A 26540-nucleotide genomic window follows, 5' to 3' on the forward strand; every position below is an offset into this window, starting at 1 on the left:
CTTGTTACCCCAAAGCAGAACGTGCAGCTGCGGCAACACGCGGGCTTCGAACCACCTGTCGCTAGTCACCCTTTCGACAAGCCATTCCATTCGCATCATTATTCCGTCCAAGTCGACAGAGGCGTCTTCACTGCCAGGGAGCGGCGGCGTGTGATTGCCGGGTTGCAGATAGATCGGAAGGTGCGGATATCTCGCCGCGACTTCTTTGGCGTAGGCATAGTCACTCTCGTCGAAAACGACGAGCTTGAGCACGATTTGCGGCTTCTCTTGCGCCGCTTCGAGGCATGCATCAAACGCAGCCCAACGGGTCGTCATCTCGCTGGACGGCGGCTTTGGGCTAAGGGTCAGCACGTCAAGATCCGCAAACCACTCCCTCACCACGGAACCCTGCGTTTCCAGTGCAAAACGATAGCCCTCGCGATGGCCTCGTTCTATGAGGGGACCGAACGGCTGAATGGCCGGGTTGCCGCCTGACAAGGAGACCATAACCGGCCTGCCGCCGGAAAGCGCATGGACGGTTTGCCACACGGCATCGATCGGCATCGGTAGCCATTCATGGCGATACTGATTGTCCACCGCGTGAAGGCTGTCGCACCATGAACAGCGATAATCACATCCGCCGGTTCTGATGAACACCGTCGGCAAGCCGATGAGCACGCCCTCGCCCTGGATAGTCGGCCCGAATATCTCGCTCACACGGATTGCGGGATGCATGTCGGTCACGGACGGTATTCCGCCCAAGTTTTCGGTGTTTCGCTAACGCGCACGGCCGCGGTCTGCGGCAGACGTGCCTTGCACCATTCATAGAAATGTCTGGCCAGGCATTCCGCCGTGACCTTCTCATGTCCCAGCACGTCGTTGAGGTGCCGATGGTCGAAGCTCTCGTCAATGTAGCGTTTGAGCGGCGCCAGATCGTGATAGTCGCGCACGAAGCCGTGGGCGTCCAGTTCCTTGGCCGACAGCTCCACTACGACGACATAGTTATGCCCGTGCAGGCGCGCGCATTGATGGTTGGGAGGCAAGGAGGTGAGCTGATGCGAGGCCGAGAAGTGGAATTCCTTGCTGATGTGGAACATTACGCGCGCCTCCTGCGCAGCGCCTCAAGCCAGAAATCGGCGTCCTCGTAGTCGGTGGGATCAGCGTGCCCGGCGAGATGGAACGCTTCGCGCCGCTCGACGCAGGTCCCGCATCGTCCGCAGTGACGCACGCCGCCCTTGTAACAGGACCAGGTCTCAGCAAACGGGGTGCCGTATCTTGCGCCATCCGCAACAATGTCAGCTTTTCCGAGATTCACATACGGTGCATAGAGGCGTATCTGCGCATAGCCGTCGAGCGCGCGGTCTTGCATTGTCTGGAAAGCTTCAATGAAGGCCGGACGGCAATCGGGATAGATGAAATGGTCCCCACCATGCACGGCCGCCGCCACCGCTTCGGCGCTGTGGGCGGCGGCGAGACCGAAGGCGATTGCCAACATGATGGCATTGCGGTTCGGCACCACCGTAATCTTCATCGTGTCTTCGGCGTAGTGGCCGTCCGGCACGTCGATACTGCTAGTCAGCGCTGAGCCGGAAAGGCCACGGCCAATTTCGCCGATGTCGATGATCTGGTGCGGGACCTTCAGTCGCTGCGCGCAAAGAGCGGCGAAGCCCAATTCCTTCCTGTGCCGTTGGCCATAGTCGAAAGATAGAAGGCCGGTGAGTTCGTGCTCCGCTGCCACCATGTGAGCAAGGGAAACGGAGTCCAATCCGCCAGAGCAGACGGCGAGAGTCTTCATCATTGGTATCCTTGTTTTGACCGGGTAAGGCTGCGACCGGAGATTTCTCTGCGCCCCCACTACTCCAGCGACTCAGTTTTGTGAACCGGGAGAATTTGCGCTCAGCCCGATTGGAACGGGAGTGCGTCGCGTCCAACACGCGTGATCAATAAAAGTTGAGCGCTTCAGCAGTTTGTTTCGCATCGCGCCAACTTTCGCAACCTGCTGTCCGATCGTCGACTTCGAGACAAGGTGATGTTCGGCCGACATCGGCTGACTCTTAATTAAGCCGCAGAACACATGTTGGCTTTCTGGCCTTCGCTTGTGCGGTTGGCGAGGGCGACATGGATGCCAGCAAATTTGACATTGGCGACATCCGCCTGGAGAACCCTGCGCGGCGCGATTGAGGCCGCAGGCGAGCCTGCTCTAACTGCCGCCCTACAGTCCCGACTTCAATCCGATTGAGAACGCCTTCGCCCATCCTAAGGCGCTGCTGCGAGCAAAGGCCGAGATAACCATCAAGGCTCTATGGGACTGACGTTGCCCCAGCAGTTTTGAGTTCGTTTCCGGCGTGGGTTGTGCCCTGCTGGGCGGGTGAAGCGACGGGCGCTGGCGCGGAGCCTTTGGCATAGCGCAGCGCGAGCGACCGTCGCGGATTGAAGGTGCTGGCGAACTTGGCCGGGGTCTGCCAGGGGGGAGTGCGGCCGCGCGGTGTTGTAGTCGGCGTGCCACAGGGCGATGGCTACGCGCGCCTGAGCCAGCGAGGTGAACAGCGTCTCGTTGAGCAGTTCATCGCGCAGTCGGCCGTTGAAGCTCTCGATGAAGCCATTCTGCATCGGCTTGCCGGGCGCAATGTAATGCCATTCGACGCGGTTCTGATCCGCCCAGGAGAGGATGGCGTTCGAGGTGAACTCGCTGCCATTGTCGCTGACGATCATCCTGGGCCGGCCCCGCTCGGTGATGAGCCGTCCAATTCGCGGGCAACCCGCATGCCCGAGAGAGACGTATCAACGATGAGTGCGAGGCACTCTCTCGTGCAGTCGTCGACGACGGCCAGGATGCGGAAGCGGCGCCCGTCGGTGAGCTGGTCCGATACGAAGTCGAGCGACCAGCGCTCGTCGGGCCTCAGCGGCACCAGCATCGGCGCCCTGGTCCCGATCGCCCGCTTGCGGCCGCCACGGCGGCGACGGCGAGCTTCTCCTCCCGATAGAGCCGGAACAGCTTCTTGTGGTTCACGACCAGGCCCTCCCGCCTCAGCATCACGAGAAGACGCCGGTAGCCGAACCGGCGACGCTCCTGCGCGATCGGCCTTCATCCGCTCGCGAACCTCGCGGTCGTCCGGCCTGCTGGTCTGGTAGCGAACCGTCATGCGGCAACAGCCGATGGCTTTACACGCCCGCCGTTCGCTCATCCCGAAGCCTTCCTTCAGGCGAGCGACAGCTTTCCGCTTGGCGGCGGGCGTCACCATTTCTTTCCCACAAGGTCCTTCAACGCGGCATTGTCGAGCATGGCGTCGGCCAAAAGCCGCTTCAGGCGCGTGTTCTCGTCCTCCAGCGCCTTCAGGTCGCCGAGCCTCGGTGACATCCATCCCGCCGAAGCGGGCCTTCCAATTGTAGATCGAGGCGTCGCTGACCCCGTGCTTGCGGCACAGATCGCCAACCGATACCCCGGCCTCGTGTTTCTTCAAAATTCCGATGATCTGCTCTTCAGAGAAGCGGCTGCGTTTCATGTCCTGGTCCTCTGGATGGGCCAGAACGAACTTCAAACCGGATTAGATCAGAGGGGCAAGGTCAGGACGCCTCGGCGCGGTCGTCGACCTCTTCACCCCAGCCGAATGTGCCAACTACTTCAAAGCCGCAGGATATGACCTGGATCAGATAGGACGTGCTCCAATGGTTTACACCTGACACAGGAGTCCGGCCCCCACAACCGTTTCGCAATGAGGAGCAGCGCTGCCGCTGCTCCTCCAATCACACGACGGATTCACGATGCGGCAACTCGAGCCATGATTTCGGATCCAATGGCCGATGCGGTGTATAGTGAGGCATCCAGCGGCAAATCCCCAAATGCCAGTTGACACAGAAGATAATTAGCACCTGCCTCTTCCAGCTGATCAAGGAGAGCTTTTCGGACAGAATCTGCCGTTCCCACGACGCACAATTCACTTTCAATTGCTGCATCGAAGTTCAAAGGCAAGTTTGGTGGAGTGGAAATGGCATTTAGTTCGTATAGAAATTTGAAGCTATTGAGCCATCGTTCATAGGCAGGTGCTGCGAGCAAATACGCATCTGTTTCAGAACGCCCTATCACCACCATTCGGAGCAATCCAAGAAATGGCGCTTGCTGGCCAATGTCAGCATCGTGAATTCGGGCGGCGCGGAACGCGTCGGTAACGCTGCGAACAGAAGTGGAAGGTCCGACGCAGGCGATGTTTGCCCCATTCGCAGCGGCCCAGCTAGCCGGCTCGGGTCGATTGGTGGCGATCCATGTCGGCGGACGGGGATATTGGTGAGGTCTCAACGTCAGCGGAACATCTTTCAACTCAAAGTGGCGGCCCTGATAAGAAAGCGTCCCGCCTTTCATCGCATTGATGAGAATCTCACTGGCCTCCGCATACTGTTCTGGTGCTGCTTCTACAGCAACCCCGAAGTATCCCAATTCAGTGGGAGCAGAGCCGCGCCCTATGCCGAGTTCAAGCCTGCCGCCGCTCAACTGATCAAGCATGCAGATCTCCTCGAAGGCACGCAGCGGATGATAGAGCGCAAGTAGCATTACCATGGGACCAACACGAAGACTGCGGGTTCGCTGGGCGACGCTCGCTAAGAACAAATTCGGTGATGGACCTCTGCCATGCGGCGTACAGTGGTGCTCGGCGAGATGATACGCATAAAAGCCATAGCCATCGCACGCTTCTGCTAGGCTCAGCCGATCTGCATATTGTTGTGCGATGTCATCGCCGTTTTCGTCCAGATGATCGAAGATGCCGAAGGTCAGGCCCGAAGCGGAAATTTTCTTCAATTAATTGTTCTCCAAATTACCTATATTTATTCGCTAATCATCATAGCTCACGACATATCATTACTTGATGCTTAATGTGAATCGACTTCATGCTTGTGAGCACCGCGATCCTTCTTAAAGTTCATACAGACGCGTTCGGCGGCAGCAAGGAATTTGTCCATCTGCTCTGTGGTGCCAATGCTGACGCGAATACAGTTCTTCAAATCTACGTCAGGAAAGCTGGCGATGAGGATCGCCTGCTCTTTCAACGCGGCTTGCCAGCATGAGCCCTCCTGTCCCGCCGGCACACGGGCCAGCAAAAAGTTTGCGTGGGAGGGTGTTACGGAAAAGCCAAGTTGCAACAGCGCCAGGGTCACTCGCTGTCGTTCATGCTTGATGTGCCTGTGGTTCTCTTCGTAGGCGTGGCGATGCGCAAGAATGCTTTTCCCGACCGCCTGCCCGATCACGTTCATGTTGAAGACATTCTGGATGTTGCGCAGCCTGCCAATGATTTCTGGGTGACCGAAACCGAAGCCGACTCGCACGCCAGCGGCAGCATAGCTCTTTGAAAAAGTCCTCAAGATCAAAAGATTCGGATGTCTATTGACGAGGCGCAGGGCATTGTCGGGTGCGAAGTCAACGTAGGCCTCATCCAAGACGACCAAGCGATCTGCTTGCTCCACAAGGCGTTCGATTTCGGCCACCGGCACGAATGTTCCGGTCGGATTGTTCGGATTAGCCAACAGAATGAACTTCGCGTCTTTTGCGGGGCCGGACAGCAGTTTTTCTATCGGCAGGGGATGAGCTTCGCTCGATGCGATTTCGAGAAACTCGGCACCCTGCAACATGGCAAGTTTACGGTTGAACGAAAATCCGGGCGACAGCATTGCCACTCTATCTCCTGGGGCGAGGAAAGCTCTGTAGATGAGTCCGAGCAGCTCCGACGAACCGTTGCCGGCAATCACCTGATCTTTGGAAAATCCGTAAGCATCGGAGGCAGCTGCCCTTAAGCTGAGATTGTCGTCTTCCGGATAAAGATACTGGTGTTCGATCGCAGCAATTGCACTTTGCATTACGCTCTTCGGCAACGGAAACGGGTTCTCGTTCGTATTTAGCTTAACGCAGTTTGCATCCGTCGCTGGTCCGTTGGACGAGAGAGCATCTAATTTGCTGGCCACCGGCGAAAAAAGCGAAAGCACGGTCTTCAGTTTTGCATCGCACATGTTCTTCTCCGTTTTTCAGTCCCGCAGGGCATGTGACATGAGGCAATCGTTGATCGTGACTTGATCGACGTTCGGCTATATCAGCGCTGCCTTCCCACCCTGGTGGGGATCGCCGACCACGGTTTGGATTTGACACCGGGAAGCTGTCGAGAACCTGATGACGACCCAACGTTTGGCCGACGGCCGATTCGGCGCAACAGACGGTGTTTCAACATCGCATCGTCCTCAAAGCCGCATGCAGGGCCTGCACGACAGCCCGTCTCCAGCGCCCGCAGATAGGTGGAAGCCGAAGTCTTGCCGAACCTCAGTTGCTCTGCCACCTTGGCCCACCGGACTGCCCTGTTTATGGGTCAGGCGCAGGATATCTCTGACGCTCGTTCGTCTTGCTTGCTTCCGTCTTGGCATGGGCTCTCTCGGTTTGCTGATGAGAGAGCCAAATACCGGCTCATCTGAGCATGAGACGCAGGCCTGACGATATGGAGCGTCGCTGGTGGCGCGCGTAGCCGAGAGGGTTCGCCTCGCTGGCGGGGCATGCAAGACGGCGCACCTCCTTAGCCATCCTGTCCCATCGTCTCAGATCGTGAGGCGCACCTTATAGTCGGTGAGGAGATCTTGCAGGGTCAGGTTACGCCCTAGCGCTTAAGGTTGTTGGTCGCACCGAGCAAGCGCGGGACCTGTCGACGGACAACAGCGGTGCCACTGCCGGCACTAGGTGTGAGCTTTCGAGAGGTTGTCCATTCGGACCGGACCGAGGAGACTGGAGTTACCACGCTTCAGCATCCATCGGAGGGTCCGAATGAACATCCACAAGAATGCCCGTCTCACACCGCTGCGTCGAGAGGAGATGGCGTTATCGGTGATAGAAGGCGCTTTTTCCAAAGCCCATGCGGCGCGCGTCTATGGCGTGTCGGCCAAGATCGTGGCGCGCTGGGTCGAGCGCTATAAGACCAAAGGGCGGGCCGGCATGGTCGACCGCTCGTCGCGGCCCACCGTCATGCCGAGCCTGACCGAACAGTCCGTGGCCGAGCGCATCGCAGCCTTGCGTCGCCAGCGGCTGACCGGCAAGCACATCGCCCATGAGGTCGGCGTCTCGCCCGCCACCGTCAGCCGGGTTCTCAAGCGTGCCGGGCTGTCGCGGCTCAGGGATATCGAGCCGGCCGAACCGGTCCGGCGCTACGAGCGGGAGCATCCCGGCGAGATGATCCATATCGACATCAAGAAGCTCGGCCGCTTCAGCCAAGTCGGCCATCGTATCACCGGCGATCCGCAAAAGGGCAAGTCGCGCGGCGCCGGCTGGGAGTTCGTCCATGTCTGCATCGACGACGCGTCCCGCATCGCCTTCTCGCAAATCCTGCCCGACGAGAAAAAGGAGTGCGCCATCGCCTTCCTCAAGGCCGCGGTCGCCTATTACGCCAGCCTCGGCGTCACGATAGCCCGCGTCATGACCGACAACGGCTCCTGCTACAGATCAAAGGCCTTCGCCAAGGCCTGCCGCGATCTCGGCCTCAAGCACGTCACGACAAGACCCTATACGCCCAAGACCAATGGCAAGGCCGAGCGCTTCATCCAGACAGCACTGCGCGAATGGGCCTACGCCATTGCCTATCCGACATCCGATCATCGTGCCGCCGAACTGCCTGTCTGGCTGCACAGATACAATTGGCATCGTCCACATGGCAGCCTAAAGTCAAAAACGCCTATCAGTCGCCTCGCCCTGATCGAGGACAACCTGTTGAAGCTCCACACCTAGGGGATTTGCGTCTGTGCGGGTCCCGCCTGGGCGGGGCCCTGGAGTTGAGCATGTGGGTGCCCCACTTTCATCAGTCCCATGGCAAAGATCGTTCCCGGCCGCAACCGAAGACCGACGAAGAGTACAAGCGTGCGCTCGGGACGCTGCCAGTCATAGACATGCTCAAGAGCATCGGCTCGCCGCCCACTGATTGGGAGGACTGGGTCTCGCGCGACCCAGGGGACCCATGGTTCGATCGGTTTGGGTTCCTTCACGAGGACTCGACAATCGACATCCCAGCACTATTCGTGAACTCGTGGTATGACGTCGGTGCGGCCGACGCGCTCCATCAGCGGCGGGTCTTCAGCTCTCGGGCTGCGAGCCCTGCGGCGCGTGAGCACCAGCACATCATTCTCTCGCCAGCAACGCACTGTGGCACGACAAGCCTCGAAGCTCCAACGGTTGTCGGTGAGCGGGAACTGGGCGACGCGCGCCTGGATTGCTGGCAAATCTACCTGGATTGGTTCGATTGCTGGCTGAAGGAGCAGCCTGATCGGATCGAAAGAATGCCTCGCGTCCAGTACTACGTGATGGGCCGCAACGAGTGGCGTGCCGCGTCAGAATTTCCGCCCGTCGGGGTGGAACTACAGCGCTGGTTCCTCCGCAGCGGTGGAAATGCCAACACTCGCCTCGGCAACGGCACGCTGGACATTCATCCACGGCCAGGCGGCGAGCGGGCCGACGTCTTCGCTTATGACCCTGGGAACCCGGTGCCATTTCCGGGGGTTCAGGGCGGAAACTCGAGGGGAACGACGTTGGGTGCACGGGACTACCAGGAAATAGAACTGCGTCAAGACGTTCTATGTTTCACATCGGAGATCCTCGGAGAGGGCGTGGAAGTTACTGGGTTCGTCAAAGCGGTCCTGTTCGTCTCTTCTTCGTCGCCAGACACCGACTTTGTCGCCAGACTCTTGGACGTGCATCCGGACGAGCGTGCATATGATATCGTGGACGGGATACTTCGGGTCCGTTACCGCGAAGGCTTCGACCGGAAAGTGATGATGAAGCCGGGGGAAATCTACCGAATTGAGATCGATCTGGATGCCACCAGCAACTGGTTCCCGCCTGGCCATCGCATCAGGCTCGAAATCTCTAGTTCGTCATTTCCTCGCTTTGATCGCAACCTGAACACAGGGGGCAACAACTGGGACGAAACTGAATGGGAAGTCGCCCACAACACCGTGCACCACTCCGCAGAGTTCCCTTCCTACGTACTGCTGCCTATCGCAGGCAAGTGACTTTCGCCCTGCAGTTCACCGAATTCGGCTGGAGGTCTCTGACCCGAGGACTCGTGCTAACCGACTGCTCCGAATTGAGCAGGTGCTAGTAGCGTGGGTCAAAAATCGCAAGGCCCTCGTGCCGGCGCTCCAGGGCAATTACCGGGCGAGGGACGCCGAAGCCGGAACGAAGGCTCTGGAGCACCTCAAGGATGGTGACTGGAGCACTGGAGCCATCTGGTCCGGCTATCACACAGGTCTGGCGGCGCACTGGCAATACGTCGCGCCGTTCTTTGCCGATCCCGAGAGCGTGTGCCCGCTCTTCTACACACCCGACGCCATCGAGGAGCGGTTGAACTTAAAGCTACCCGCGCGTCCCCAGAAGAGAGTGGCAGCGAATAACCGGGGAATAATCCGATCGTCTTGAGCCTGGCTGCGCCTACCACTACGTTGCGAGGCGACTGCTCCCTCCATCAATCACGATTGTGGTACCATTGAGATACCTTGCTCGGTCACTAACGATAAATCCAACCAGCTCCGCGAGTTCATCGGCAGTTCCAATCCGTCCCAAGGGATTGGCATTTGCGACCCGTTCAATGGCGGCATCTCGATCAAGGCCTTCATCGACCATCAACGCCTCGATTCTGTTGTGAACTCTGCCGGTATTGAAATAACCAGGCGCGACGACATTCACGCGAATGCCACTTCCTGAAAGTGTGTCGGCAAGGTGCTTTGCTAGCACTGCTATTCCGGCACGCATGACATTCGACAGGAGTAGGTGGCCTGTCGCCTCATGCACGCCTGCCGAGGAAATATACAAGATGTCGCCCCCATGACCTGACGCTTTCATCACTCCCGCGGCGGCTCGCGACAGCCGCACTGCGCTCATAAGAAGCGTTTCGTAGGAATGATCCCAATCCTCGTCGCTCACAGCTTCGATGTTTCCGTACGGCACATGGCCAGAATTAACAACGAGACAGTCGATATGGCCGAGGAGCTCCAGAGTACGCCCGAACAACATATCGACATCGGAACGACGCGCGAGGTCGGCGACAATGCCATGAGCGCCTCCGCATTTCTCAATATTCCGCAGCTCAGCTACAGCTTTGTCTAAGGTCGACTGATTGCGAGCACAAATTACAACTTCTGCTCCGTTTTTCGCCAGTCGTTTGGCGATTGCAAGACCCAGGCCATTGCTGCCGGCCGTAACCAGAACCCTTCGGCTATGATCACTCATTGCCAAACCTCTTCTCGACTGAAGTGACAGTGGCTGGACACAAAACACGGTAGTGGTGCTTCTGATATAGACGAATACTAGAACTTAAGTTCGTGGGTACTCCATGTAGCGTCTAATTCGTCAGTAACTCAGCATTATTGCTCTATATATGTCAACTGCCTTGGTGAGCTGATCCAATTCAACGAACTCATTATTGGTGTGAGCGCGATCAATACTACCTGGTCCGAGAACGATGCATGGAATTCCGGCCAGCGATAGCTGACTGGCATCTGTTCCGTAAGGTACGCCAATGTACTTACCGGTTCCGGCAACATCGGCACACGCCTGCGATGCCACCAACGCTATCTTGCTCGACTCGGCACTGTCGGGAGCCGGGTCTTCCAGTGCGGGCAACAAAGATCGAACTTTGACGTTTTCGCTATCTCGCAAACGCTGCAGTATGTTCTCTACTTCAAGCAGCGCTTGCTCTGGTCGCTCTCCTGGAACTAGGCGTCGATCAACCCAGATACGGCACGACGGAGGGACCGTCGTAAGTTCCAAACCACCTTCGATAAGGCTTACCGTCAAAGTTGGAGGGCTGACTAAAGGCTGCATACGCGAAGCGAGATCCTGACCGTGTTCGTTCAGCGCCAATATTACCTTTGCCATGCCGGTGATCGCATTGACTCCAAGGTGCGGCTTAGAAGTGTGAGCAGGGACACCCTGAACCTCGATTTGCCAGCGGACCGAGCCTTTGTGGGCGACTACAAGCTCAAGCTCGGTTGGTTCACCCACTACTGCTGCGTCATACGACGTGCCAGAGAGAGCGATAGCGCGGGCGCCGATCTTGCGGTACTCTTCATCAATGCTGGCCGCAACGACAATTGTGGCATTAGGTTGACGGTTGCCCAAGGTACTTAGGGCGATCATCATCGCCGAAAGGGAGCCCTTCGTGTCGCAGCTACCTCGACCGTAAACCCGATTATCTTTCAGTTCAGGAGAAAATGGGTCGGAAGCCCAATTGTCGGTTGGCACCGTGTCCATATGGGCCACAAAAAGAACACGCCGATTAGGGTCTTTGCCTGGAACCCAAGTCAAGAAGTTCGCGCGGCCGTCGACAACATGTTGGAGTTCGTACGGCAGGTTTCGCTTTTGGCAAAACTTCTCAAGGTATTCGGCAACCCGCTGCTCTCCGCTGCCCTTCGGCGAAAGCGAAGGGTTCACGCTCTCAATTTTGACGAGGTCCTGGAGGAGCGCGACGGTATCTGCGCTGGGCAATGACATAAATTCTCCTGTCTGCTCGTTATCTGGCCGGGCAAACTACTTCGACCAATTCTTTACTAGATCGACAACTTGGTCGACTTCGTCTTCTGTGTTGTAGAGATGGAGTGAAAATCGGAGAAGTCCTCGTCGCGTTGATGAGAAAACCTTATTTTCAGCAAGATAGCTCTGAAGTGATTGAATGTAGGGGGCGACTTCTCGCGCTCCGCTAAGCGTAGCCATGTCACCCAGTGCTACAATACTCCCAGTGTGCCTGCCAGGCGCGCCGCCACAGACAGGCATTCCGACTTGCAACAACCCTGAAGCCAATCGTTTTGCCAGAGATGTCACGTGCTTGTCGATTGCTTCTGTTCCGATCTCTAGCAGTTGCCCCAAGGATGCGTGGGCAGCAATCATGCCCGGGAAGTTATAATGACCAATGTCAAAACGAGGCGCCCCGGCCCGCAGCTTGGCTGCGTTGAGAATGGGAGCCGATTCCGGTGCATTTCCGAGATCGATGCTGAAGCGAGCAAGGTAGGCTGGCTTGAGCCGATCGGCCCACTGCCTTCGGCAGTAGAGAAATCCCGATCCGTAAAGACCCATCAAGCCCTTTACTGTTGAGACGGCCAAACCATCCACCCCCAGTCGATCAACCTCGGTGTGGAGTATTCCGACTGACTGAGTTCCATCAGCCAGCAGGAACGTGCCATGACGCCTGCAGGCCTCCGCGACAGGTTCCGTTGCCGTGCGAAAACCAGGGACCATCGTCGCCGTTGAAAGCGCCACAACGCGCGTATTGGAATCAAGCGCCTTGACAATCGCGTCCAGTGGAATGGCACCGTCTTCCGGCTCCACGAATTTCAGCTGAACATTATGCAGAGCCTCTACTTGAAGCCACGGCAGGATGTTGTTTGCATGCTCCAGTTGAGGGCATAGGATCACGCTGTCTCCCGGGCGCCAGTCGATGGCGTTGGCGATTATGTTGATTCCCTCGGACGCGTTCTTCGTGATGGAAATTTCATCTTTGTCTGCTCCGATGAATTGGGCAAACCTGGCGCGTGTCTTTTCGATATCTCTCAACTGGCTGAGTTCATCGTTTACACCGTGCAATCTGTTGTCCAGATGCTCCTCGAAGGATGTTCTGGTGGTTCGGGAGATGAGCCCCTGATTAGCAACGTCCATATAGATGGCGTTTTGTGTCGCCGGGAACTCTTCACGGATGATGTTTAAGGGAAGCAAATTGCCGTTCATAGTCGTGGGGCTCGTCAATCACGGTTTACCGGAGTTCCAATGCCGCGGGACAGAAGTCGGGCCCGACTGCGGCTAGCGGCAGGGGAGAACCAGCTTCGTTGCCGGTGGGTTCACTATATCCGTATATCTGTGCGAAAGGCGCTCTATTTCAGTCTGTCCTTGCAGATTTTCCACGCCAATCCCGATTGATCGCAGGATTTCGGTGGACCGCCATGCCGACGGCCTTTTCGTGCAAGCGCCGTTGAAAGAGCGGCCAACAGACTTGACGATCATGGGCGAACGGACCTTCCCAGTGTTCGTCAGAGGAAGGGGTGGTAAATGAAATCGACGCGCCGTCCTCTCGGCCTTCGATCTCCTAATGCCCATGGCAATGAACTTTCGGCCTCTTAGTCGATGCCAATAGCGATGCGAGCTCAACGGTGCGGCCCAGCGAAATTCCGGATCGCGGGCCAGACGTACCTTTGGGCAAACACCGTTATGAACAATCATGACCGCCGTCGTTCTCGAAAGCATGCTTCAGCAGCCCGTTTTCCGGACAGAAATCAGATTTCCTCCCAAACGAAGGAAAAATTCGGTTGCAGTGCGGTTTTTGCAGAGGAACGGCCCGGAATTGGCAACTGCGCTGTCGATCGGCGCTCTCGCGAGAGTAGTTTCGGCGCAAAGAAGGCTCGAGTTGGAGTTACAGATGAAAGGCATTGCAAGGGCTGCATTAAAGGGCGTCAAGCGGCCGGACCTTCTGCAAACACGCGCTTACCTGAAAGGCGATTGGCTCTCGAAGCAGCAAACTATCGCTGTCCTTGATCCTGCTACTGGCGAAGAGCTGGCTCAAGTAGCAGCCTGCTCAGTGTCAGATGTAGACGAAGCCGTTTCTTTCGCGAGAACCACATTCCTGGGGTGGCGCGATGTGCTGCCTTCGGAACGTGGCGCATGCCTGCGGAAATGGGCAGCAGGTATGCGCGAGCATGCGGAGGACCTAGCTGTCATCATGACCGCCGAGCAAGGCAAGCCTGTCGCCGAGGCTCGCGGCGAAATTTCATATGCGGCTGGCTTTCTAGACTGGTTTGCGGCGGAGGGTGAGCGGACCTACGGCGAAACCATCCCTAGCCACCTCACCGGGTGCCGGCTCGCGGTGCAGATGCAGCCCGTCGGGGTGACGGTTGCTATCACACCATGGAATTTTCCATCCGCAATGATCACAAGAAAGGCAGGAGCCGCACTGGCCGCTGGCTGCACAATGATCGTAAAGCCAGCCCCTGAGACGCCTTTGTCGGCGCTCGCGCTTGCCCGGCTCGCTGAGGAGGCAGGGATTCCTGCCGGCGTTTTTCAGGTGATCACGGGCGAGGCCCCGCCGCTTGCCAAGCGGCTGTTAGAGCATAGTGACGTGCGGGCATTCTCCTTCACTGGCTCGACTGAAGTCGGCCGAATCCTGCTCGGCCAGGCCGCTAAGACCATCAAGAAAGCATCACTCGAACTTGGCGGCAATGCTCCCTTCATCCTGTTCGATGATGCGGAGATCACAGCCGCGGTCACTGGATGCATGGCGGCGAAATTCGCCACATCCGGTCAGGACTGTCTGGCAGCAAACCGGATCTACGTGCACCGGGGAGTCTACAACCGCTTCGTAGAAGAGTTCGCAAGGGCCACCAGCAAGCTGAAACTCGGACACGGGTTGGAGCCTGGCGTCGACATCGGTCCGATGACACGGGCATCTGTAGCCGAAAAGTGCAGACAGCAGATTTCCGAGGCTCTTTCAGCCGGGGCTCGAATCGTGACCGGCTCGCAGGATAACCCGTTTGGAGGGAACTTCGTGACGCCGACCGTGCTCGCCGACGTGACCGATGATATGCGGGTCGCGAAGGAAGAAACCTTCGGGCCCGTGGCCGCAATCCTGCCCTTTGACGACGAGCACGAGGTGCTCGCGCGCGCGAACAATTCAGAGATGGGGCTGGCCGCATATGTTTACACCCGCGACCTTAACCGTGCGATGAGGCTCACCGACCGGCTCGAGTACGGCATGGTTGCGGTCAACACGCCAAAATTTACAGGCGCGCCAATCCCGTTTGGTGGATGGAAACAATCCGGTCTCGGCCGGGAAGGCTCCAGGCACGGAATGGCAGAGTATCTGGAACCAAAATACACCTGCTTCGGAAATCTCGCAGCGTAAGAGGGCGTCCTAATGGCAATCGATATTGAGGAAATTGGGGAAAAGGACAGGAATTCTGTCCTTCATCCTTTTACGCAACTAAAGGACTTCGCCACCGGTAAGCTAGGCGAGCCGACCATCGTTGAGACAGGGAAGGGCATCCGCATCCAGGACGCCCATGGCAACCAGTTGATCGACGGGTTCGCCGGTCTTTATTGCGTGAATGTCGGCTACGGGCGCGCCGAAGTCGCCGAAGCTATCTCTCGCCAAGCCTTTCGTCTGGCCTACTACCATTCCTACGCGGCCCACACGACAGACGAACTCGCAATCCTCTCCGACCGGCTTGTGAAAATGGCGCCGGGCAAAATGAGCAAGGTTTTCTACGGCATGTCCGGCTCGGACGCCAACGAAACCCAGGCCAAGCTCGTCTGGTACTACAACAACTTGCGGGGCAAGCCGAACAAGAAGAAGATCATCTCGCGTGAGCGTGGTTACCACGGCTGCAGCGTTTTGTCGGGCTCCATGACCGGCATGAGCTTCTACCACAACCATATGGACTTACCGCTCACGCAGATTGTTCACACGGGTGTCCCGCACCACTACTGGGGCGCAAACCCGGGCGAGACAGAGCAGGAGTTCTCCGCGCGGCGGGCCGAGGAGCTCGATCAGCTGATCGAAGGCCTAGGCGCGAATAATGTGGGTGCCTTCATCGGCGAGCCGGTGCTCGGCACTGGTGGCATTACTCCTCCGCCCGAAGGTTACTGGGCTGCGATTCAGGCCGTTCTCAAAAAGCATGATGTGCTGCTCATTGCTGATGAAGTCATCACCGGTTTCGGCCGCACTGGCTCCATGTTCGGTTCACAGCACTATGGGATCGAACCCGATCTTGTGACGGTCGCCAAGGGTCTGACCTCTGCCTACTTCCCGCTCTCCGCGGCGATCGTCGGTGAGAAGGTCTATAAGGTCATGGAAGACGGAGCCGACCAAGTTGGTGCATTCTCCCACGGCTACACCTACTCAGGTCATCCGATCGGAGCTGCCGCGGCAAACGCGGTTCTCGACATTGTCGAGAACGAAGATTTGCCTGGCAACGCTCGCGACGTCGGCGCGTTTTTCCAGGCACAGCTGAAGGAAAAATTCGCGCAGTTGCCCATCGTCGCTGAAGTACGCGGGGTGGGCCTTATGGGCGCAGTCGAGTTCGTGGCCGACCGCCACAATCGAAAGCGTTTTGATCCGAGGCTCAAAGTTGGTGCCCGAATCTCGAAGGCAGCCCGTGACCGTGGTCTGATTGCTCGCGCTATGCCGCACGGCGATATTCTTGGTTTTTCCCCGCCGCTCGTAACAACGAAGGCTGAGGTCGAAGAAATCGTTGCAATCGCAGAATGCGCGGTCCGTTCCGTTATGGATGAGCTCGTCCGCGAGAATCAGACAATCTGAATTGGGATGGCTGCAGTGCAGATCCGCCGCGGCCGTTTCGACATCGCAGGAGCTTTCTGCGACTGCCGCGAGAGCTCCCACTGCATAGAGAACTAATTTGAAAATTCCTAAAGATGCTTACAAAGGAACATGGACTGTGTGCAAAGTTATCTTGTCGTCTTTATGCGAGCTTGGCGATCATAAAGTGGCGATTGAGAAAACCCATCGGTTGGCGGCTGCCGCGCTCTCGGCGAGTAGCATCGCGTCGGGAGGTGAGCAATGCTAGCCTCAACAAGTTTTCTACAAAGCGTCGACAAGAATTTCCGCCACGCGATAGCCTTTCTCGATCTTCAGGAGGGTCTTGCGGAGCGGATTGTCCAGTGCAATTCGACCTATACGGTGCGTTTCGGTGTCAGGCTGCGTGGCCGTATGTACAGCTTTGTCGGCTGGCGCTCGGTGCATAGCGAACATTGCGAGCCAGTCAAGGGTGGGATCCGCTATGCGCCCGATTCTGACGCCGAGGAGGTGGAGGCGCTTGCAGCACTGATGACGCTCAAATGCGCGCTCGTCGATGTCCCTTTCGGTGGGTCGAAGGGCGCGCTAAAGATCGATCCGCGTGAGTGGACGCCTCAGGAACTCGAGCGCATCACCCGGCGCTTCACCCAAGAGCTCACGAAGCGTGGCCTAATCGGCCCTGGGCTCAACGTCCCGGCTCCGGATGTGGGCACGAGTGAGCGGGAAATGGCCTGGATGGTCGATGAGTTCCGTCGCGCCAATCCCACCGATGTGGTCAATGCTCGCGCTTGCGTAACGGGGAAACCGCTTTCAAAAGGCGGGATCGCCGGGCGGACGGAAGCGACAGGTCGTGGTGTGCAGTTCGCAATCCAAAACTATCTTCGCGATCCGCGTGCGCCAGGGATCGGTGGGCGGCGGGATCTGAAGGGAGCGAGTGTCGTTGTTCAGGGATTCGGCAATGTGGGTTACCACGCTGCCAAGTTCCTCTCAGAAGAAGATGGCGCGCGCGTCATCGTGGTTGCCGAACGCGACGGGTATGTCTCCAAACCGGCAGGCCTTCCCGTCGAGGCCCTGAAGCGGCATCAGTTGCGTACCGGTAGCATCCTTGGCTTTGAGAATGCCAAGTCCTTCGCGGGTGACATGACAGGCATCGAGGAAGCGTGCGATATCCTCATCCCCGCGGCGATGGAGAATGCCATTCACGTCGACAATGCCGAGCGCATCAAGGCCCATCTCGTTGTCGAAGCCGCCAATGGCCCGGTCACTTTCCAAGCCGATCAGATGTTGCGCTCCCGAGGAAAGACAATCCTGCCCGACCTCTATGTGAATGCGGGTGGTGTTGTGGTGAGCTATTTCGAATGGGTCAAAAACCTGACCCACATCCCATTTGGCTTGATGGAGAGGCGGCGCCGTGAACGGCGTAATCAGACGATTGCAATGGCGCTCGAGCGCATGACCGGCAAGACCTTTCCCGCCGATATGCGCGATGAGTTTCTCGAAGGCGGCGCCGAGATTGATCTCGTTCGTTCCGGTCTCGAGGACGTCATGCGCGGGGCTTGGGTGAACATAGCTGATCTTCTTGGGACGCAGCCTGAAATCGGCGACTACAGGACAGCCGCCTATGTCGTGGCTATCCGAAGGATCGCTGCTGCCTACGAGGCTATAGGGATCTGAGCGTCATCTTTGGATACTGCAATCCATATGGCCAGAATTCGAAGACGTAATTTCTTGCCGCTGCTGCCCGGTCTTCCTCATTAGACCGCGAGCTTTGCGCGGCGCGCCCTGCCGGTTTACCTCCCGATCGGCAGGGCGCCTTTTCTAAGGCGCCAGACGTTTTACTGCATTCTCCGCGATTCTAGAGTGTGATGCGATTGTCTGCGACCGACTTCAGCGGAGACAGAATGGTGGTTGCGCTGAGTGTTTTGATGAAGACAAGCATCATCACCTACCGCTGCCCGCGGGACCCTCACATGAGACCTTCTCGGAGAGGCAAGGGAATATCCAGATAAGGGCAGACATGCACACTGTTTTCGAGCGATTTTTGGAACAGATGTCGGAAAGCGTTGATGAGACTGACCTTCACCGCGCGATGGCCGGTCTCACCGAAGGACTCGATCTAATGTCTTTTGCCTACCTCTCCTGGCCAATGGGGCCTAATGGCAAGCCCACGCTGATCTCAAACTATCCGGCACCCTGGACAGCGCGCTATCTTGAGAACCGTTATCAGAATGTCGATCCGGTGATTGCGCGTGCGCGCTGTGGCGGATACCCATTTCAATGGGGCTTTGATCTAAAGAGTTTTGGGCCATCAGAGCCTCAACGGCGGATTTTCGAAGAAGCGGCGCAGTTTGGCATCGGCTGCGGCATGACGATCCCTATCATCGATCGCCGAGGCAATGTTGCGGCTATGACCTTTGCAGCTGGCAAGTCGGACCCTGCATTTTTCCGCGTCACGGAACGCTATGAACAAGGGCTTCAGCTCATCGCGACCTGTTTCCATATTTTCGTTCGCCGCAAGTTTTCAACGGACCGAATTGTCGACGGTGTCTCGCTGACGCCGCGCGAGTACGAATGCCTGCAATGGGCAGCGCGGGGCAAGTCCGCCTGGGACATCGGCTGCATCCTAGGGATTAAGCGGCGTACGGCCGCCTATCATCTCGAAAACGCCCGGAGGAAGCTTGGCTTGAGCACCACCAAACAGGCGATTGCGCGTCTCGCGGGTTCGGGTTTTTCAGCTCACCGATAAGTCAGCCTCACCTGCGCAGGTGCACAGGCTGCGAACCGTGAGAGAGGTGCCCCCAACGGCGGAGAAATTCCTCGGCGAGGAGGGCCCTAAAACGATCCAGCTGTCCACATCAAGATCGACGGCAACAGGCTGACGGCATGTATCGCTCGCCGGGTTGTTTCCGGCGTTGGCTGAGGTCCATGAAAATCTATCAGAGCCGCACCTTAACAAGCCCTATAAAGCAGGAGCCGCGGCACGGGCTTGGCTACTGATCATTCGATCATTCGCCAGTCTCCCGCCCGACCACCAGCTAACCAATCAATCCTTGCTCAGCCCTGCAACAAAACCTTCAAGTCAATTTGCAGAATCTTTGCGACCGAAAATCGCGCACAATGATACGTTCACCACAAAATCTGAGATCACGCGCGGCTGACAAGCTGACGTCGATTTATCAACTAACGGTCGCACAGCACCGAACCGTCGAGGGTAACAGGTATGGGGACAAGAGCGCTAATCCTGATTGAGGGCAGTGTAACGGGTAATGGTTTGCTCTATGTCCAAGCCGCCCAGCGCCTTGGTCTTCATCCAATTACGCTGTCAACCGATCCATCTCGATATGACTATCTTGCGGCAGAAGGCATCCATGCTATCCGTGTCGATACTGGCAATCTCGATGCGCTGATCCGTGAATGTTTGCGTCTACGTGCGACCTATGACCTTGCCGGCATTACGAGCGGCTTGGAGGACGTCTATGTCACAGTGGGCAAGCTCTCTCGGCATTTCGATCTACAGGGGCCGAACCCCGCATCGATTGAACGGTGCTGCGACAAGTTCACTCAACGCCAGCTCCTCGCAGAGGCCGGGGTTCCAATCCCTACTTATCGGTTGGCAGTGAACGCGGCAGACGTAGAGCGCTCTGCCGCCGAGATCGGCCTGCCGGTGGTTCTTAAACCAGCCGTGGGCGCGGGCAGCTGCGGTGTCCGATTGTGCCGCAGCTTCGATGAGGTAACCGAACATACGACCTACCTATTGGGGGGGAAGCACATATGGCGGTCTTCCCAGAGGATGTTGGTCGAAGAATTCGCGGAAGGTCCACATTATACCGCGCAGATGATGGGAAATGAGGTCATTGGCATCACTGCCGCCGACTTCGGGCCCCTGCCGCATTTCGTCTATCGCCAGTTCACCTTTCCGGCCGTGCTGACACCTGACGAGCATGGGCGTATCGCCGACGTTTCGTTGAAATCTTTGCAAGCTCTCGGCCTTGGTTGGGGACCAGCGAACATTGAATTCCGGTGGACGAAGCGTGGCCCAATCGTCATTGAAGTAAATCCGCGACTTGCGGGCGCGCTTGATTCTCAACTGGTTCAGCTGGCTTACGGTGTCGATCTGATCACCGAGCACATCAAGCTTGTCATCGGCGATGAATGGAATTTAGACGCAAGGCACTCGCACACTGCGGCCACGCGAATACTGGTTGCTGATCGCGATGGCATCATCGATCGGATTAATGGCGTCGGTAGGGCGGCTGCTGTATCAGGTGTCGCCGAGGTCAAACTGTTTATTGGGCCGAAGACCCCGGTCATCAGAAAAGGGGATTACCGAGACCGTATCGGATATGTCATGGCCGTGTCCGCCAGCCTTGCTGAGACCGAGGTGGCACTTCAGCGTGCTGTCGACTTGATCAGTTGGTCGATTACACCATTTCCGAGCCTTGGCGATTAGAAACAAACTGCTGGGCAAAAGGTGATCGTCACCCAATAATTGCCCTCACTCCCTGTAATAGAGCTGCTCGCCGCGCCAGTTTGCCGGCGTTACATTCATAGAACGCCGTCTAAGGCGCACCGAAGCTTTCGAAATTGCCGCGTCGCGAGGACGTGATCACCGCACGCGACCGGTAAGTTCACGAATCAGGCTATCTGAACGAGATCCCGTCGGCCCGGCTCGAAGTCCAGATCGCGGAATACTGGAGAGATTTTGTAAATCTACCGATTGATAGTGAGTAATTGTAAATTGTTTGGCAACAAAAATTTAAATAAGTATAACTTCACTATGCGTGGGGATGTGATACAACTTTGTGCCGACGACGGCGCGCAGATACTTCAGGCTTATAGCCGGCAGCTTTGTCCACCAGCAACAAAACTGGGGTGAATGCGGAGCATAGACTTGGAAGGCTAAAGCCATGGCTGTGTTTCCTCAACTCGATCGCCGGCAACCAGAGTGTCCGACCAGCTTACGTTGTTTTGTCGTTCGGCGGCAGCTGCGGATTCTCTACCAAACGACCAGTGTCGATCAATTCTAGTAGTTGTCCGACCCTTATCTGTTTTTTATCCTGAATTTGGATTTCCGGGTGCCCGTGCCCGGTCACAATGTGCGGCGACGATTCCGAACAGAAGAAGCCGATGGCAGCAAAGTCGCCGCACTCATCGAATCCTGAAAAGTTGGTCATGTCGAAACCCCTGTTTGAAAAGATCGCCCTGGTCGGCATCGGCCTTATCGGCTCTTCTCTAGCGCGCGTCATCTGCCGCGAGGGGCTGGCCGGCCATATCGCCATTGCAACGCGCAGCGCCGAGACTTTGAAGCGCGCGGAAGAATTGAAGCTCGGAGACGGCTACACGACCGATGCGAAGGAGGCGGTGCGCGGGGCCGACCTCGTCGTCGTCTCAGTGCCCGTCGGTGGGTCCGGCGCCGTGGCTGAGGTGATCGCACCGGCGCTTACAAAGGGCGCTATCCTCACAGATGTCGGCTCCACCAAGGTCTCCGTGATCGCTCGGATGCAGCCATTCGTGCCGGAGGGCGTACACTTCATCCCGGGCCATCCGCTGGCCGGCACGGAAAAGTCCGGCCCTGATGCTGGTTTTGCCGAACTGTTCGAGAACCGATGGTGCATCTTCACGCCGCTGGAAGGCACCGACCCCGCCGCTCTCGAGAAACTCTCCGAATTCTGGCGTCGCTGCGGCTCCCACATTGACACGATGGAGCCGCAACACCACGACATGACAATGGCGATCGTCTCGCACCTGCCGCACATCATCGCCTATAGCATCGTCGGGACCGCGGATGACCTGGAAACGGCCACCAAAAACAAGGTCATCAAATATTCTGCCACCGGCTTCCGCGACTTCACTCGCCTCGCCTCTTCCGATCCTACAATGTGGCGCGACGTGTGCTTGAACAACCGCGATGCGATCCTCGAAATGCTGGCCCGCTTTTCGGAGGACCTTGCCTATCTGCAGCGGGCGCTCCGCTGGTGCGAAGGCGACAAGCTGTTTGATTTCTTCACTCGCACGCGCGCTATCCGCCGCTCGATCATCGTGGCGGGGCAGGACGTCGACGTGCCCGATTTCGGCCGACGGGCATTGCGCAATCTACCTTTAACGCAAGAATAAGTTCTTCGCCTGCGGGGGGGTGCAAGAGCTTCGGCCGGGCGACACACAGAGCTTGCAGCCTTACAGATAGTCGCCAGGGCATGGCCGCACTTTTCATCGGGCATCCTTTTTTGGTTCGCCGGCGTCGGCCTGCCGTGGAGGGATGCGCATCCTAGTGCGGGTACGACGCGAACCCGTAGCTCAGGTCGGCGCGCGGCCGCTGCTCTGTTTGAGAATCGCGTCATCGGCCGCGCTATGCGGCAGGGCTCCTCGGCTATAGAGGTGAAGGCCTTGTTGAAGCCTCCGACGGCGGAGCCGGTGCGCCAATGTGCTGCCGGTGATTGCGGAACAGCCGTCCTCATCCTCGACCGAACCCCCGTTGGGACGGGAGGCGTGTCGAGCTGGGGCTAGCGTCCCGTGTCACGGGTGCTGACATGAATACAGCCAGTTCACCTGCGTGCAGCGGCGATCTGGCCTGCCGGAGGCGTTGAAGCATCGCCTTTGCGCTTGAGTGACTCCGTCCCCTTTGTGCTTACCGCGAATAGCCCGCCCGCATGTTTAGTTCGGACAACGCGGCCCCCGATTAATGGATCGCTCGCCGGAGCGTCACAACGCGAGATCGCTGAAATGCTGATCGGGAGGGCGCGTCCACGCCGATTGCTGGCGATCACCTCGCGACGGCCGTGCGCTCAGGACTGGAGGATATCGTGAGTTCCTTGCCTGAAAAGAGTGAGAATCCGTCAGTGCGTCAGCCGGCGAACAGTTCCTTGTAGCCAGTCGTAACCATCCAGTTCGCTCGGTCCATATGGCTGCGAAGAGCCTTCCGGGCACGGACCGGTTCATGGGCTGGGTCGATGCCGAGAATGAGATCGGCCTTCTCCTTTTCGCTAGCATCGTCGGCGCAGGCGTCCAGGATCCTCAGGTAGATATTGAAATGCTGCCTGTCATAGCTCGTGAGGCTCTCTGACCAAGGCACTTCGTCGCGCAGTGTTGAGCTTTGTGTCCCATCTGTTCCCGTTGATCGATTCATGTCTGCCGCGAACCTCGCATGTCATCGCTGGATCTAAGGCGGACTATCCCAAAATGGGATAATCCGAAACCGGAATTAGTCGCTGAGCCGGTCGTTAACTGACCGGTTCACCTACATGCCCAAATCTCTTCGATCTCCCCGCCACCAGCGGTTTCTGGCCCAGTTGATCTCGCTGCGCAAGGTCAAAGGGCTGACACAGGCAAAAGTGGCAGAGAAGCTTGGCAGGCCGCAATCCTTCGTGGCCAAATATGAGGGTGGAGAGCGACGTCTCGATATTATTGAGTTTCTCGACGTCACTGCCGCCCTTGAAGCTGACCCCTGCGAGATTCTGTCGAGCCTGCGGACGTAGTGGTCTACTACCACGCCCATTACGGCGCGTGCCGGTGCTGGTAGGGTGTCTCGGCCATTCCGCTTCGCCTCCTGGCGCGCGTCGTCAGACCGTTGCTCTTGTCTTTTACGCCGCTCCCAGCAGGTGGCGGCGCACCTTCTAGCTTCGCCGCGGCGTCCCGCAGCTCTCAGCTCTCGCTTCAGATCATTCTCCTCGTTCCGGTCCTTCGGATGCGGTTCGCCCGCGGCCCCCTTCCGGTGCAGCACAGCTATCTGGGAAGCAGCAACTGGCGAGCTGAGGACAGAACGATGCTTGCAAGACAGAAGCGTACCGCCCGCGGAGAGCAGGCAACGGCGGGCGCCTAAATTCCTGCTTTGCAACCACCGAGTGTCGGAATCATTCCTGCCTCCGTCTTGTTGAGGCCAGTTGCGCAGGAATGGTCGCAAATCGGTGCCCAAGCGGGCGCGAACTGCGCGCTGCGCCGTAGTCATAGCAGACAAGAAGGCGGCGAGGCTCGTATAGGCAGAGCTGCTGATGCCATAATCGTAACGATCTGCCCTTTTTTGCTTCCCGGGTTTTCGGAAGAATTTTGGAGTTGGCTTCTCACTGCCAGTTTTGCGGCAGCGCAGGAGCTGTGTGCGGGTGAAGCGGAAAAGCGCTATGCAGCCGTGAGTGGACTATTCCGCGGCGAGTATGGCCCTTTCCTTTCTGCATCTGGAAAGTCTGGGCGTAGTCCCCGACAGAGGAAAAAATTCCACTTTCGCTGCACGACCATTTTCGGGCCGAGGCCTGTTCCAATATGCGTGCCAATAGAAAACAGTTTAAAATCAGAGCGATCAGTCGAAGTGGCTATGTCGCCTCTCCAACATTGTCGTACATCGGACAATGCCAATCTGTGCACGCTGGGCTGTCAAAGTGGACCGCCGTCGCGTCAGCGATGACACCGACCTGAGTGACGCGAGACGAGCGATTACCAAGGTTGGATCATAGCTCAAGAGTGCAGCTGGTAGGTCCCTCTGTAGCGCTCATCCGCAGGGATGAATGACGTTTCCGCCGATGCGGTGGCCAGCAAACCGGCTCGATTTGCGGCAGGATCGAGCGACATTCCAGGCGGAGCGCTCACTAACGGCCCGTGAGTCATCGCTCGATAGCGCGATGGTAGTGAACCCCGCGCGTCAGCTGCAATCGCCCCTCTGAACGGCAAACTTGGGAAGGTCCACTTGCCGGTCACAATGCCGAAGTCGGGTGGCAGTATCGCTACGTGACGACTTTTTTACTAAGTTCGAGCCAGATCGCGCTCGCCAGGCGTCAGGACAAGGCAATGCCGAGCTCCAGCAGCATCTCCTTGACAAGGCGCAGGTTGAGGGGAGGGGTAGTAGAGCCATAGGTGGCGCACTCCTATCAGTCGTGGTCACGACCAGTCCGGGGACCCCGCGGCCGGGTTACACTTAACCAGTGTCCCGCAAGGGTCTCCCTTGCTGCCGCAAGCTGCCCGTTGAGTCACGCTTCGGCATGCTGCGCATCCACAATTATGGCGACCGCTCGCGTCATCACGCTTGTCTGCCTGCGAATCCACGCGCGGAGAAGGCAAGTTGAAGGCCCAGGACCACAAGGATTGCGACTATCGTCTCACCCGTCCAGCGAGATCGCTGTTCGACGTGGCGAGCCTGGCATGCTGCGCAACGGCATTTCTGGGGGCGCCGCGAGCATATGCCCCTGCGGTGCGAGCCCGCATTCCAGCTCGTGCCGCTAGCGTTTTGCTGCCCGTCCGATTCATTATGGACGCGATCTGGCCCGATCGGCGGTTGAAAGCCCCCTCCGGACTCTCTTGAAAGTGTCAACAGTTGCGGCGCAAGGGCGACTGCAAAAAACCCTGTTTCGCTCAAAGCGCGCTGCCGCCGCCTCCGCTTCGTCCTGCAGGCGCTTCGACGCTTGGCTTGCGGGTGCCGAAGCGCTGGGCCACCCGCGCCGACTGGAAGTCCTCGCGATCATCTTCGACCGCATTCGCGCTGTGGTGATGCGCCGATGCATGGTGGTTACAGCGAGTTCGTTGCTTGAAGCGAAGCGACCGCACCGCCCATTTCGTCAACTGGCAAACAAATCCTTGTAGCCGCTCGTCACCACCCAGTTTGCACGGTCGAGATGACTGCGAAGAACGTTCCGTGCGCGCTCCGGTTCGCGTGCCGGATCAATGCCGAGGATCACATGGGCCATTTCCTCTTCAGTGGCGTTGTCGGCTGAGGCGTCCAGGAGCCTCATATAGGTTGTAAAGTGGTCCTTGTCGTAGGCTGTAATGCGGTCCGACCAGGGGACCTCGTCGGCAAACGGCGTGTTCGATTTGGGCTGTAACATCGCTAATTCTATCTCCGGCCAATGGACCCGCGAAGCCCTCTGCCTGCTAAATGTGGATTACATATTATAGTTGATAAACTCAAGCCGCCTGATCCGCTGGCTTGCGTGCATGGATATGCGCAAGTTGGTCGGACGGAATGTGCAGAGGATCAGGCAAAGGAAGCGTCTGACGCAGGAGCAGCTTGCGGAGATTTCCGGGTTCAGTCAGCAGTACATCAGCGGCTTGGAGAAAGGCCGAAGAAATCCGACAATTATCACGATCTATGAACTGGCATTGGCCCTCGGCGTCAGCCACATGGATCTGGTTCGGCCCGACAAACAGGCCTGATACACCCGCCCTCCAAGTAGCTGGCGGCCTGATGGCGCGCGCCGGGTGCTCGTGAACCCACGCTTTTCTTAGGGCCCCCCGGCAGCCCCTGCCATTTGGCTCGCCCTGGCGCGGCGCACCCTATTGGAC

21 protein-coding genes and 2 pseudogenes are annotated in these 26540 nt (G+C 57.8%); 11 read left to right on the plus strand and 12 right to left on the minus strand.

Translation table 11 applies throughout. From position 1 onward, the window contains the following. The 3 genes from queE to queC form a co-directional block, all read right to left on the minus strand. Positions 1–714: 7-carboxy-7-deazaguanine synthase QueE (gene queE, locus EOA60_RS00385; RefSeq protein WP_164899152.1), on the minus strand; the 714-nt coding region annotated here is incomplete at its 3' end. A 5-nt stretch (positions 715–719) separates the two neighbouring features. Continuing rightward, complete coding sequence (queD, locus tag EOA60_RS00390; protein ID WP_063169374.1) at positions 720–1076, minus strand: 6-carboxytetrahydropterin synthase QueD; 357 nt, start codon at positions 1074–1076, stop codon at positions 720–722. Next, the gene (gene queC, locus EOA60_RS00395) at positions 1076–1774 is read right to left on the minus strand and encodes a 7-cyano-7-deazaguanine synthase QueC (RefSeq protein WP_063170389.1); all 699 of its coding nucleotides are present in this window, start codon (positions 1772–1774) and stop codon (positions 1076–1078) included. Before queC ends, queD begins: the two co-directional genes overlap by 1 nt. 369 nt (positions 1775–2143) lie before the next feature. Between queC and EOA60_RS00400 the strand changes: the two are divergent. Then, positions 2144–2285: pseudogene (locus tag EOA60_RS00400) on the plus strand (transposase); the annotation flags it as partial. Here EOA60_RS00400 and EOA60_RS00405 read toward each other — a convergent pair. From EOA60_RS00405 to hisC, 3 genes and pseudogenes are all read right to left on the minus strand, one after another. Beyond that, a pseudogene (locus EOA60_RS00405) lies at positions 2280–3482 on the minus strand (IS3 family transposase). The pseudogenes EOA60_RS00400 and EOA60_RS00405 sit on opposite strands and share 6 nt — an antisense overlap. A gap of 254 nt (positions 3483–3736) precedes the next feature. After that, the gene (locus EOA60_RS00410) at positions 3737–4771 is read right to left on the minus strand and encodes an LLM class flavin-dependent oxidoreductase (protein WP_063169375.1); all 1035 of its coding nucleotides are present in this window, start codon (positions 4769–4771) and stop codon (positions 3737–3739) included. 71 nt (positions 4772–4842) lie between these two features. Further along, positions 4843–5973, minus strand: coding sequence for a histidinol-phosphate transaminase (hisC, locus tag EOA60_RS00415; protein ID WP_063169376.1), 1131 nt, complete (start codon positions 5971–5973; stop codon positions 4843–4845). A 796-nt stretch (positions 5974–6769) separates the two neighbouring features. Here hisC and EOA60_RS00420 point away from each other — a divergent pair. Both EOA60_RS00420 and EOA60_RS00425 read left to right on the plus strand, forming a co-directional pair. After that, the gene (locus EOA60_RS00420; RefSeq protein ID WP_063169259.1) at positions 6770–7723 is read left to right on the plus strand and encodes an IS481 family transposase; all 954 of its coding nucleotides are present in this window, start codon (positions 6770–6772) and stop codon (positions 7721–7723) included. A 50-nt stretch (positions 7724–7773) separates the two neighbouring features. Continuing rightward, on the plus strand, positions 7774–9000 hold the full coding sequence (locus tag EOA60_RS00425) for a CocE/NonD family hydrolase (RefSeq protein WP_127335133.1): 1227 nt from the start codon (positions 7774–7776) through the stop codon (positions 8998–9000). A gap of 424 nt (positions 9001–9424) precedes the next feature. Here EOA60_RS00425 and EOA60_RS00430 read toward each other — a convergent pair whose 3' ends face one another. The 3 genes from EOA60_RS00430 to EOA60_RS00440 all read right to left on the minus strand — a co-directional run bounded on the left by EOA60_RS00430 (position 9425) and on the right by EOA60_RS00440 (position 12706). Further along, complete coding sequence (locus EOA60_RS00430) at positions 9425–10216, minus strand: SDR family oxidoreductase (RefSeq protein ID WP_127335134.1); 792 nt, start codon at positions 10214–10216, stop codon at positions 9425–9427. A gap of 120 nt (positions 10217–10336) precedes the next feature. Continuing rightward, positions 10337–11479, minus strand: coding sequence for a M20 family metallopeptidase (locus tag EOA60_RS00435; RefSeq protein ID WP_127335135.1), 1143 nt, complete (start codon positions 11477–11479; stop codon positions 10337–10339). A 36-nt stretch (positions 11480–11515) separates the two neighbouring features. Further along, positions 11516–12706: an aminotransferase class V-fold PLP-dependent enzyme gene (locus EOA60_RS00440; RefSeq protein ID WP_127335136.1), complete on the minus strand. Its 1191-nt coding sequence runs from the start codon at positions 12704–12706 to the stop codon at positions 11516–11518. Between the two features lie 685 nt (positions 12707–13391). Between EOA60_RS00440 and EOA60_RS00445 the strand changes: the two genes are divergently transcribed. From EOA60_RS00445 to EOA60_RS00465, 5 genes are all read left to right on the plus strand, one after another. Further along, positions 13392–14870, plus strand: a complete 1479-nt coding sequence (locus EOA60_RS00445) for an NAD-dependent succinate-semialdehyde dehydrogenase (RefSeq protein WP_127335145.1) — start codon at positions 13392–13394, stop codon at positions 14868–14870. A 12-nt stretch (positions 14871–14882) separates the two neighbouring features. Next, positions 14883–16286, plus strand: coding sequence for an aspartate aminotransferase family protein (locus EOA60_RS00450; RefSeq protein ID WP_127335137.1), 1404 nt, complete (start codon positions 14883–14885; stop codon positions 16284–16286). A gap of 258 nt (positions 16287–16544) precedes the next feature. Then, positions 16545–17954 carry a Glu/Leu/Phe/Val dehydrogenase gene (locus EOA60_RS00455; RefSeq protein WP_164748242.1) on the plus strand — a complete coding sequence of 470 codons (1410 nt, stop codon included), beginning with the start codon at positions 16545–16547 and terminating at the stop codon, positions 17952–17954. A 343-nt stretch (positions 17955–18297) separates the two neighbouring features. Beyond that, positions 18298–19026: a LuxR family transcriptional regulator gene (locus EOA60_RS00460; protein ID WP_164748243.1), complete on the plus strand. Its 729-nt coding sequence runs from the start codon at positions 18298–18300 to the stop codon at positions 19024–19026. A gap of 474 nt (positions 19027–19500) precedes the next feature. Then, on the plus strand, positions 19501–20730 hold the full coding sequence (locus EOA60_RS00465) for an acetyl-CoA carboxylase biotin carboxylase subunit family protein (RefSeq protein WP_127335139.1): 1230 nt from the start codon (positions 19501–19503) through the stop codon (positions 20728–20730). A 508-nt stretch (positions 20731–21238) separates the two neighbouring features. Here EOA60_RS00465 and EOA60_RS00470 read toward each other — a convergent pair. Beyond that, the gene (locus EOA60_RS00470; RefSeq protein WP_127335140.1) at positions 21239–21454 is read right to left on the minus strand and encodes a hypothetical protein; all 216 of its coding nucleotides are present in this window, start codon (positions 21452–21454) and stop codon (positions 21239–21241) included. On the opposite strand from EOA60_RS00470, the gene EOA60_RS00475 reads away from it, so the two are divergent. Further along, positions 21453–22394: a prephenate/arogenate dehydrogenase family protein gene (locus EOA60_RS00475; RefSeq protein ID WP_206522093.1), complete on the plus strand. Its 942-nt coding sequence runs from the start codon at positions 21453–21455 to the stop codon at positions 22392–22394. The genes EOA60_RS00470 and EOA60_RS00475 overlap by 2 nt on opposite strands. Before the next feature lie 727 nt (positions 22395–23121). On the opposite strand, the gene EOA60_RS00485 is transcribed toward EOA60_RS00475, so the two are convergent. Continuing rightward, positions 23122–23403: a DUF2285 domain-containing protein gene (locus EOA60_RS00485; RefSeq protein WP_127335141.1), complete on the minus strand. Its 282-nt coding sequence runs from the start codon at positions 23401–23403 to the stop codon at positions 23122–23124. Positions 23404–23518: 115 nt separating this feature from the next. Between EOA60_RS00485 and EOA60_RS00490 the strand changes: the two genes are divergently transcribed. Next, positions 23519–23752 (plus strand): helix-turn-helix transcriptional regulator, encoded by a 234-nt coding sequence (locus tag EOA60_RS00490; protein ID WP_127335142.1) that lies wholly within the window; start codon positions 23519–23521, stop codon positions 23750–23752. A 2064-nt stretch (positions 23753–25816) separates the two neighbouring features. On the opposite strand, the gene EOA60_RS00495 is transcribed toward EOA60_RS00490, so the two are convergent. Further along, on the minus strand, positions 25817–26083 hold the full coding sequence (locus EOA60_RS00495) for a DUF2285 domain-containing protein (RefSeq protein WP_029354712.1): 267 nt from the start codon (positions 26081–26083) through the stop codon (positions 25817–25819). Positions 26084–26192: 109 nt separating this feature from the next. Here EOA60_RS00495 and EOA60_RS00500 point away from each other — a divergent pair, with 109 nt between their 5' ends. After that, positions 26193–26411 (plus strand): helix-turn-helix transcriptional regulator, encoded by a 219-nt coding sequence (locus tag EOA60_RS00500; RefSeq protein WP_029354714.1) that lies wholly within the window; start codon positions 26193–26195, stop codon positions 26409–26411. Positions 26412–26540: the final 129 nt, after the last annotated feature.

It is taken from the genome of Mesorhizobium sp. M1A.F.Ca.IN.020.06.1.1, from assembly GCF_004023265.1.
Lineage (GTDB): Bacteria > Pseudomonadota > Alphaproteobacteria > Rhizobiales > Rhizobiaceae > Mesorhizobium.

Coding starts and splice junctions, on each gene's coding strand:
- queD (WP_063169374.1), bottom strand. CDS start 1,076: ATGTTCCACATCAGCAAGGAATTCCACTTCTCGGCCTCGCATCAGCTC.
- queC (WP_063170389.1), bottom strand. CDS start 1,774: ATGAAGACTCTCGCCGTCTGCTCTGGCGGATTGGACTCCGTTTCCCTT.
- hisC (WP_063169376.1), bottom strand. CDS start 5,973: ATGTGCGATGCAAAACTGAAGACCGTGCTTTCGCTTTTTTCGCCGGTG.
- EOA60_RS00420 (WP_063169259.1), top strand. CDS start 6,770: ATGAACATCCACAAGAATGCCCGTCTCACACCGCTGCGTCGAGAGGAG.
- EOA60_RS00425 (WP_127335133.1), top strand. CDS start 7,774: ATGTGGGTGCCCCACTTTCATCAGTCCCATGGCAAAGATCGTTCCCGG.
- EOA60_RS00430 (WP_127335134.1), bottom strand. CDS start 10,216: ATGAGTGATCATAGCCGAAGGGTTCTGGTTACGGCCGGCAGCAATGGC.
- EOA60_RS00435 (WP_127335135.1), bottom strand. CDS start 11,479: ATGTCATTGCCCAGCGCAGATACCGTCGCGCTCCTCCAGGACCTCGTC.
- EOA60_RS00440 (WP_127335136.1), bottom strand. CDS start 12,706: ATGAACGGCAATTTGCTTCCCTTAAACATCATCCGTGAAGAGTTCCCG.
- EOA60_RS00445 (WP_127335145.1), top strand. CDS start 13,392: ATGAAAGGCATTGCAAGGGCTGCATTAAAGGGCGTCAAGCGGCCGGAC.
- EOA60_RS00450 (WP_127335137.1), top strand. CDS start 14,883: ATGGCAATCGATATTGAGGAAATTGGGGAAAAGGACAGGAATTCTGTC.
- EOA60_RS00455 (WP_164748242.1), top strand. CDS start 16,545: ATGCTAGCCTCAACAAGTTTTCTACAAAGCGTCGACAAGAATTTCCGC.
- EOA60_RS00460 (WP_164748243.1), top strand. CDS start 18,298: ATGCACACTGTTTTCGAGCGATTTTTGGAACAGATGTCGGAAAGCGTT.
- EOA60_RS00465 (WP_127335139.1), top strand. CDS start 19,501: ATGGGGACAAGAGCGCTAATCCTGATTGAGGGCAGTGTAACGGGTAAT.
- EOA60_RS00475 (WP_206522093.1), top strand. CDS start 21,453: ATGTCGAAACCCCTGTTTGAAAAGATCGCCCTGGTCGGCATCGGCCTT.
- EOA60_RS00470 (WP_127335140.1), bottom strand. CDS start 21,454: ATGACCAACTTTTCAGGATTCGATGAGTGCGGCGACTTTGCTGCCATC.
- EOA60_RS00485 (WP_127335141.1), bottom strand. CDS start 23,403: ATGAATCGATCAACGGGAACAGATGGGACACAAAGCTCAACACTGCGC.
- EOA60_RS00490 (WP_127335142.1), top strand. CDS start 23,519: ATGCCCAAATCTCTTCGATCTCCCCGCCACCAGCGGTTTCTGGCCCAG.
- EOA60_RS00495 (WP_029354712.1), bottom strand. CDS start 26,083: ATGTTACAGCCCAAATCGAACACGCCGTTTGCCGACGAGGTCCCCTGG.
- EOA60_RS00500 (WP_029354714.1), top strand. CDS start 26,193: ATGGATATGCGCAAGTTGGTCGGACGGAATGTGCAGAGGATCAGGCAA.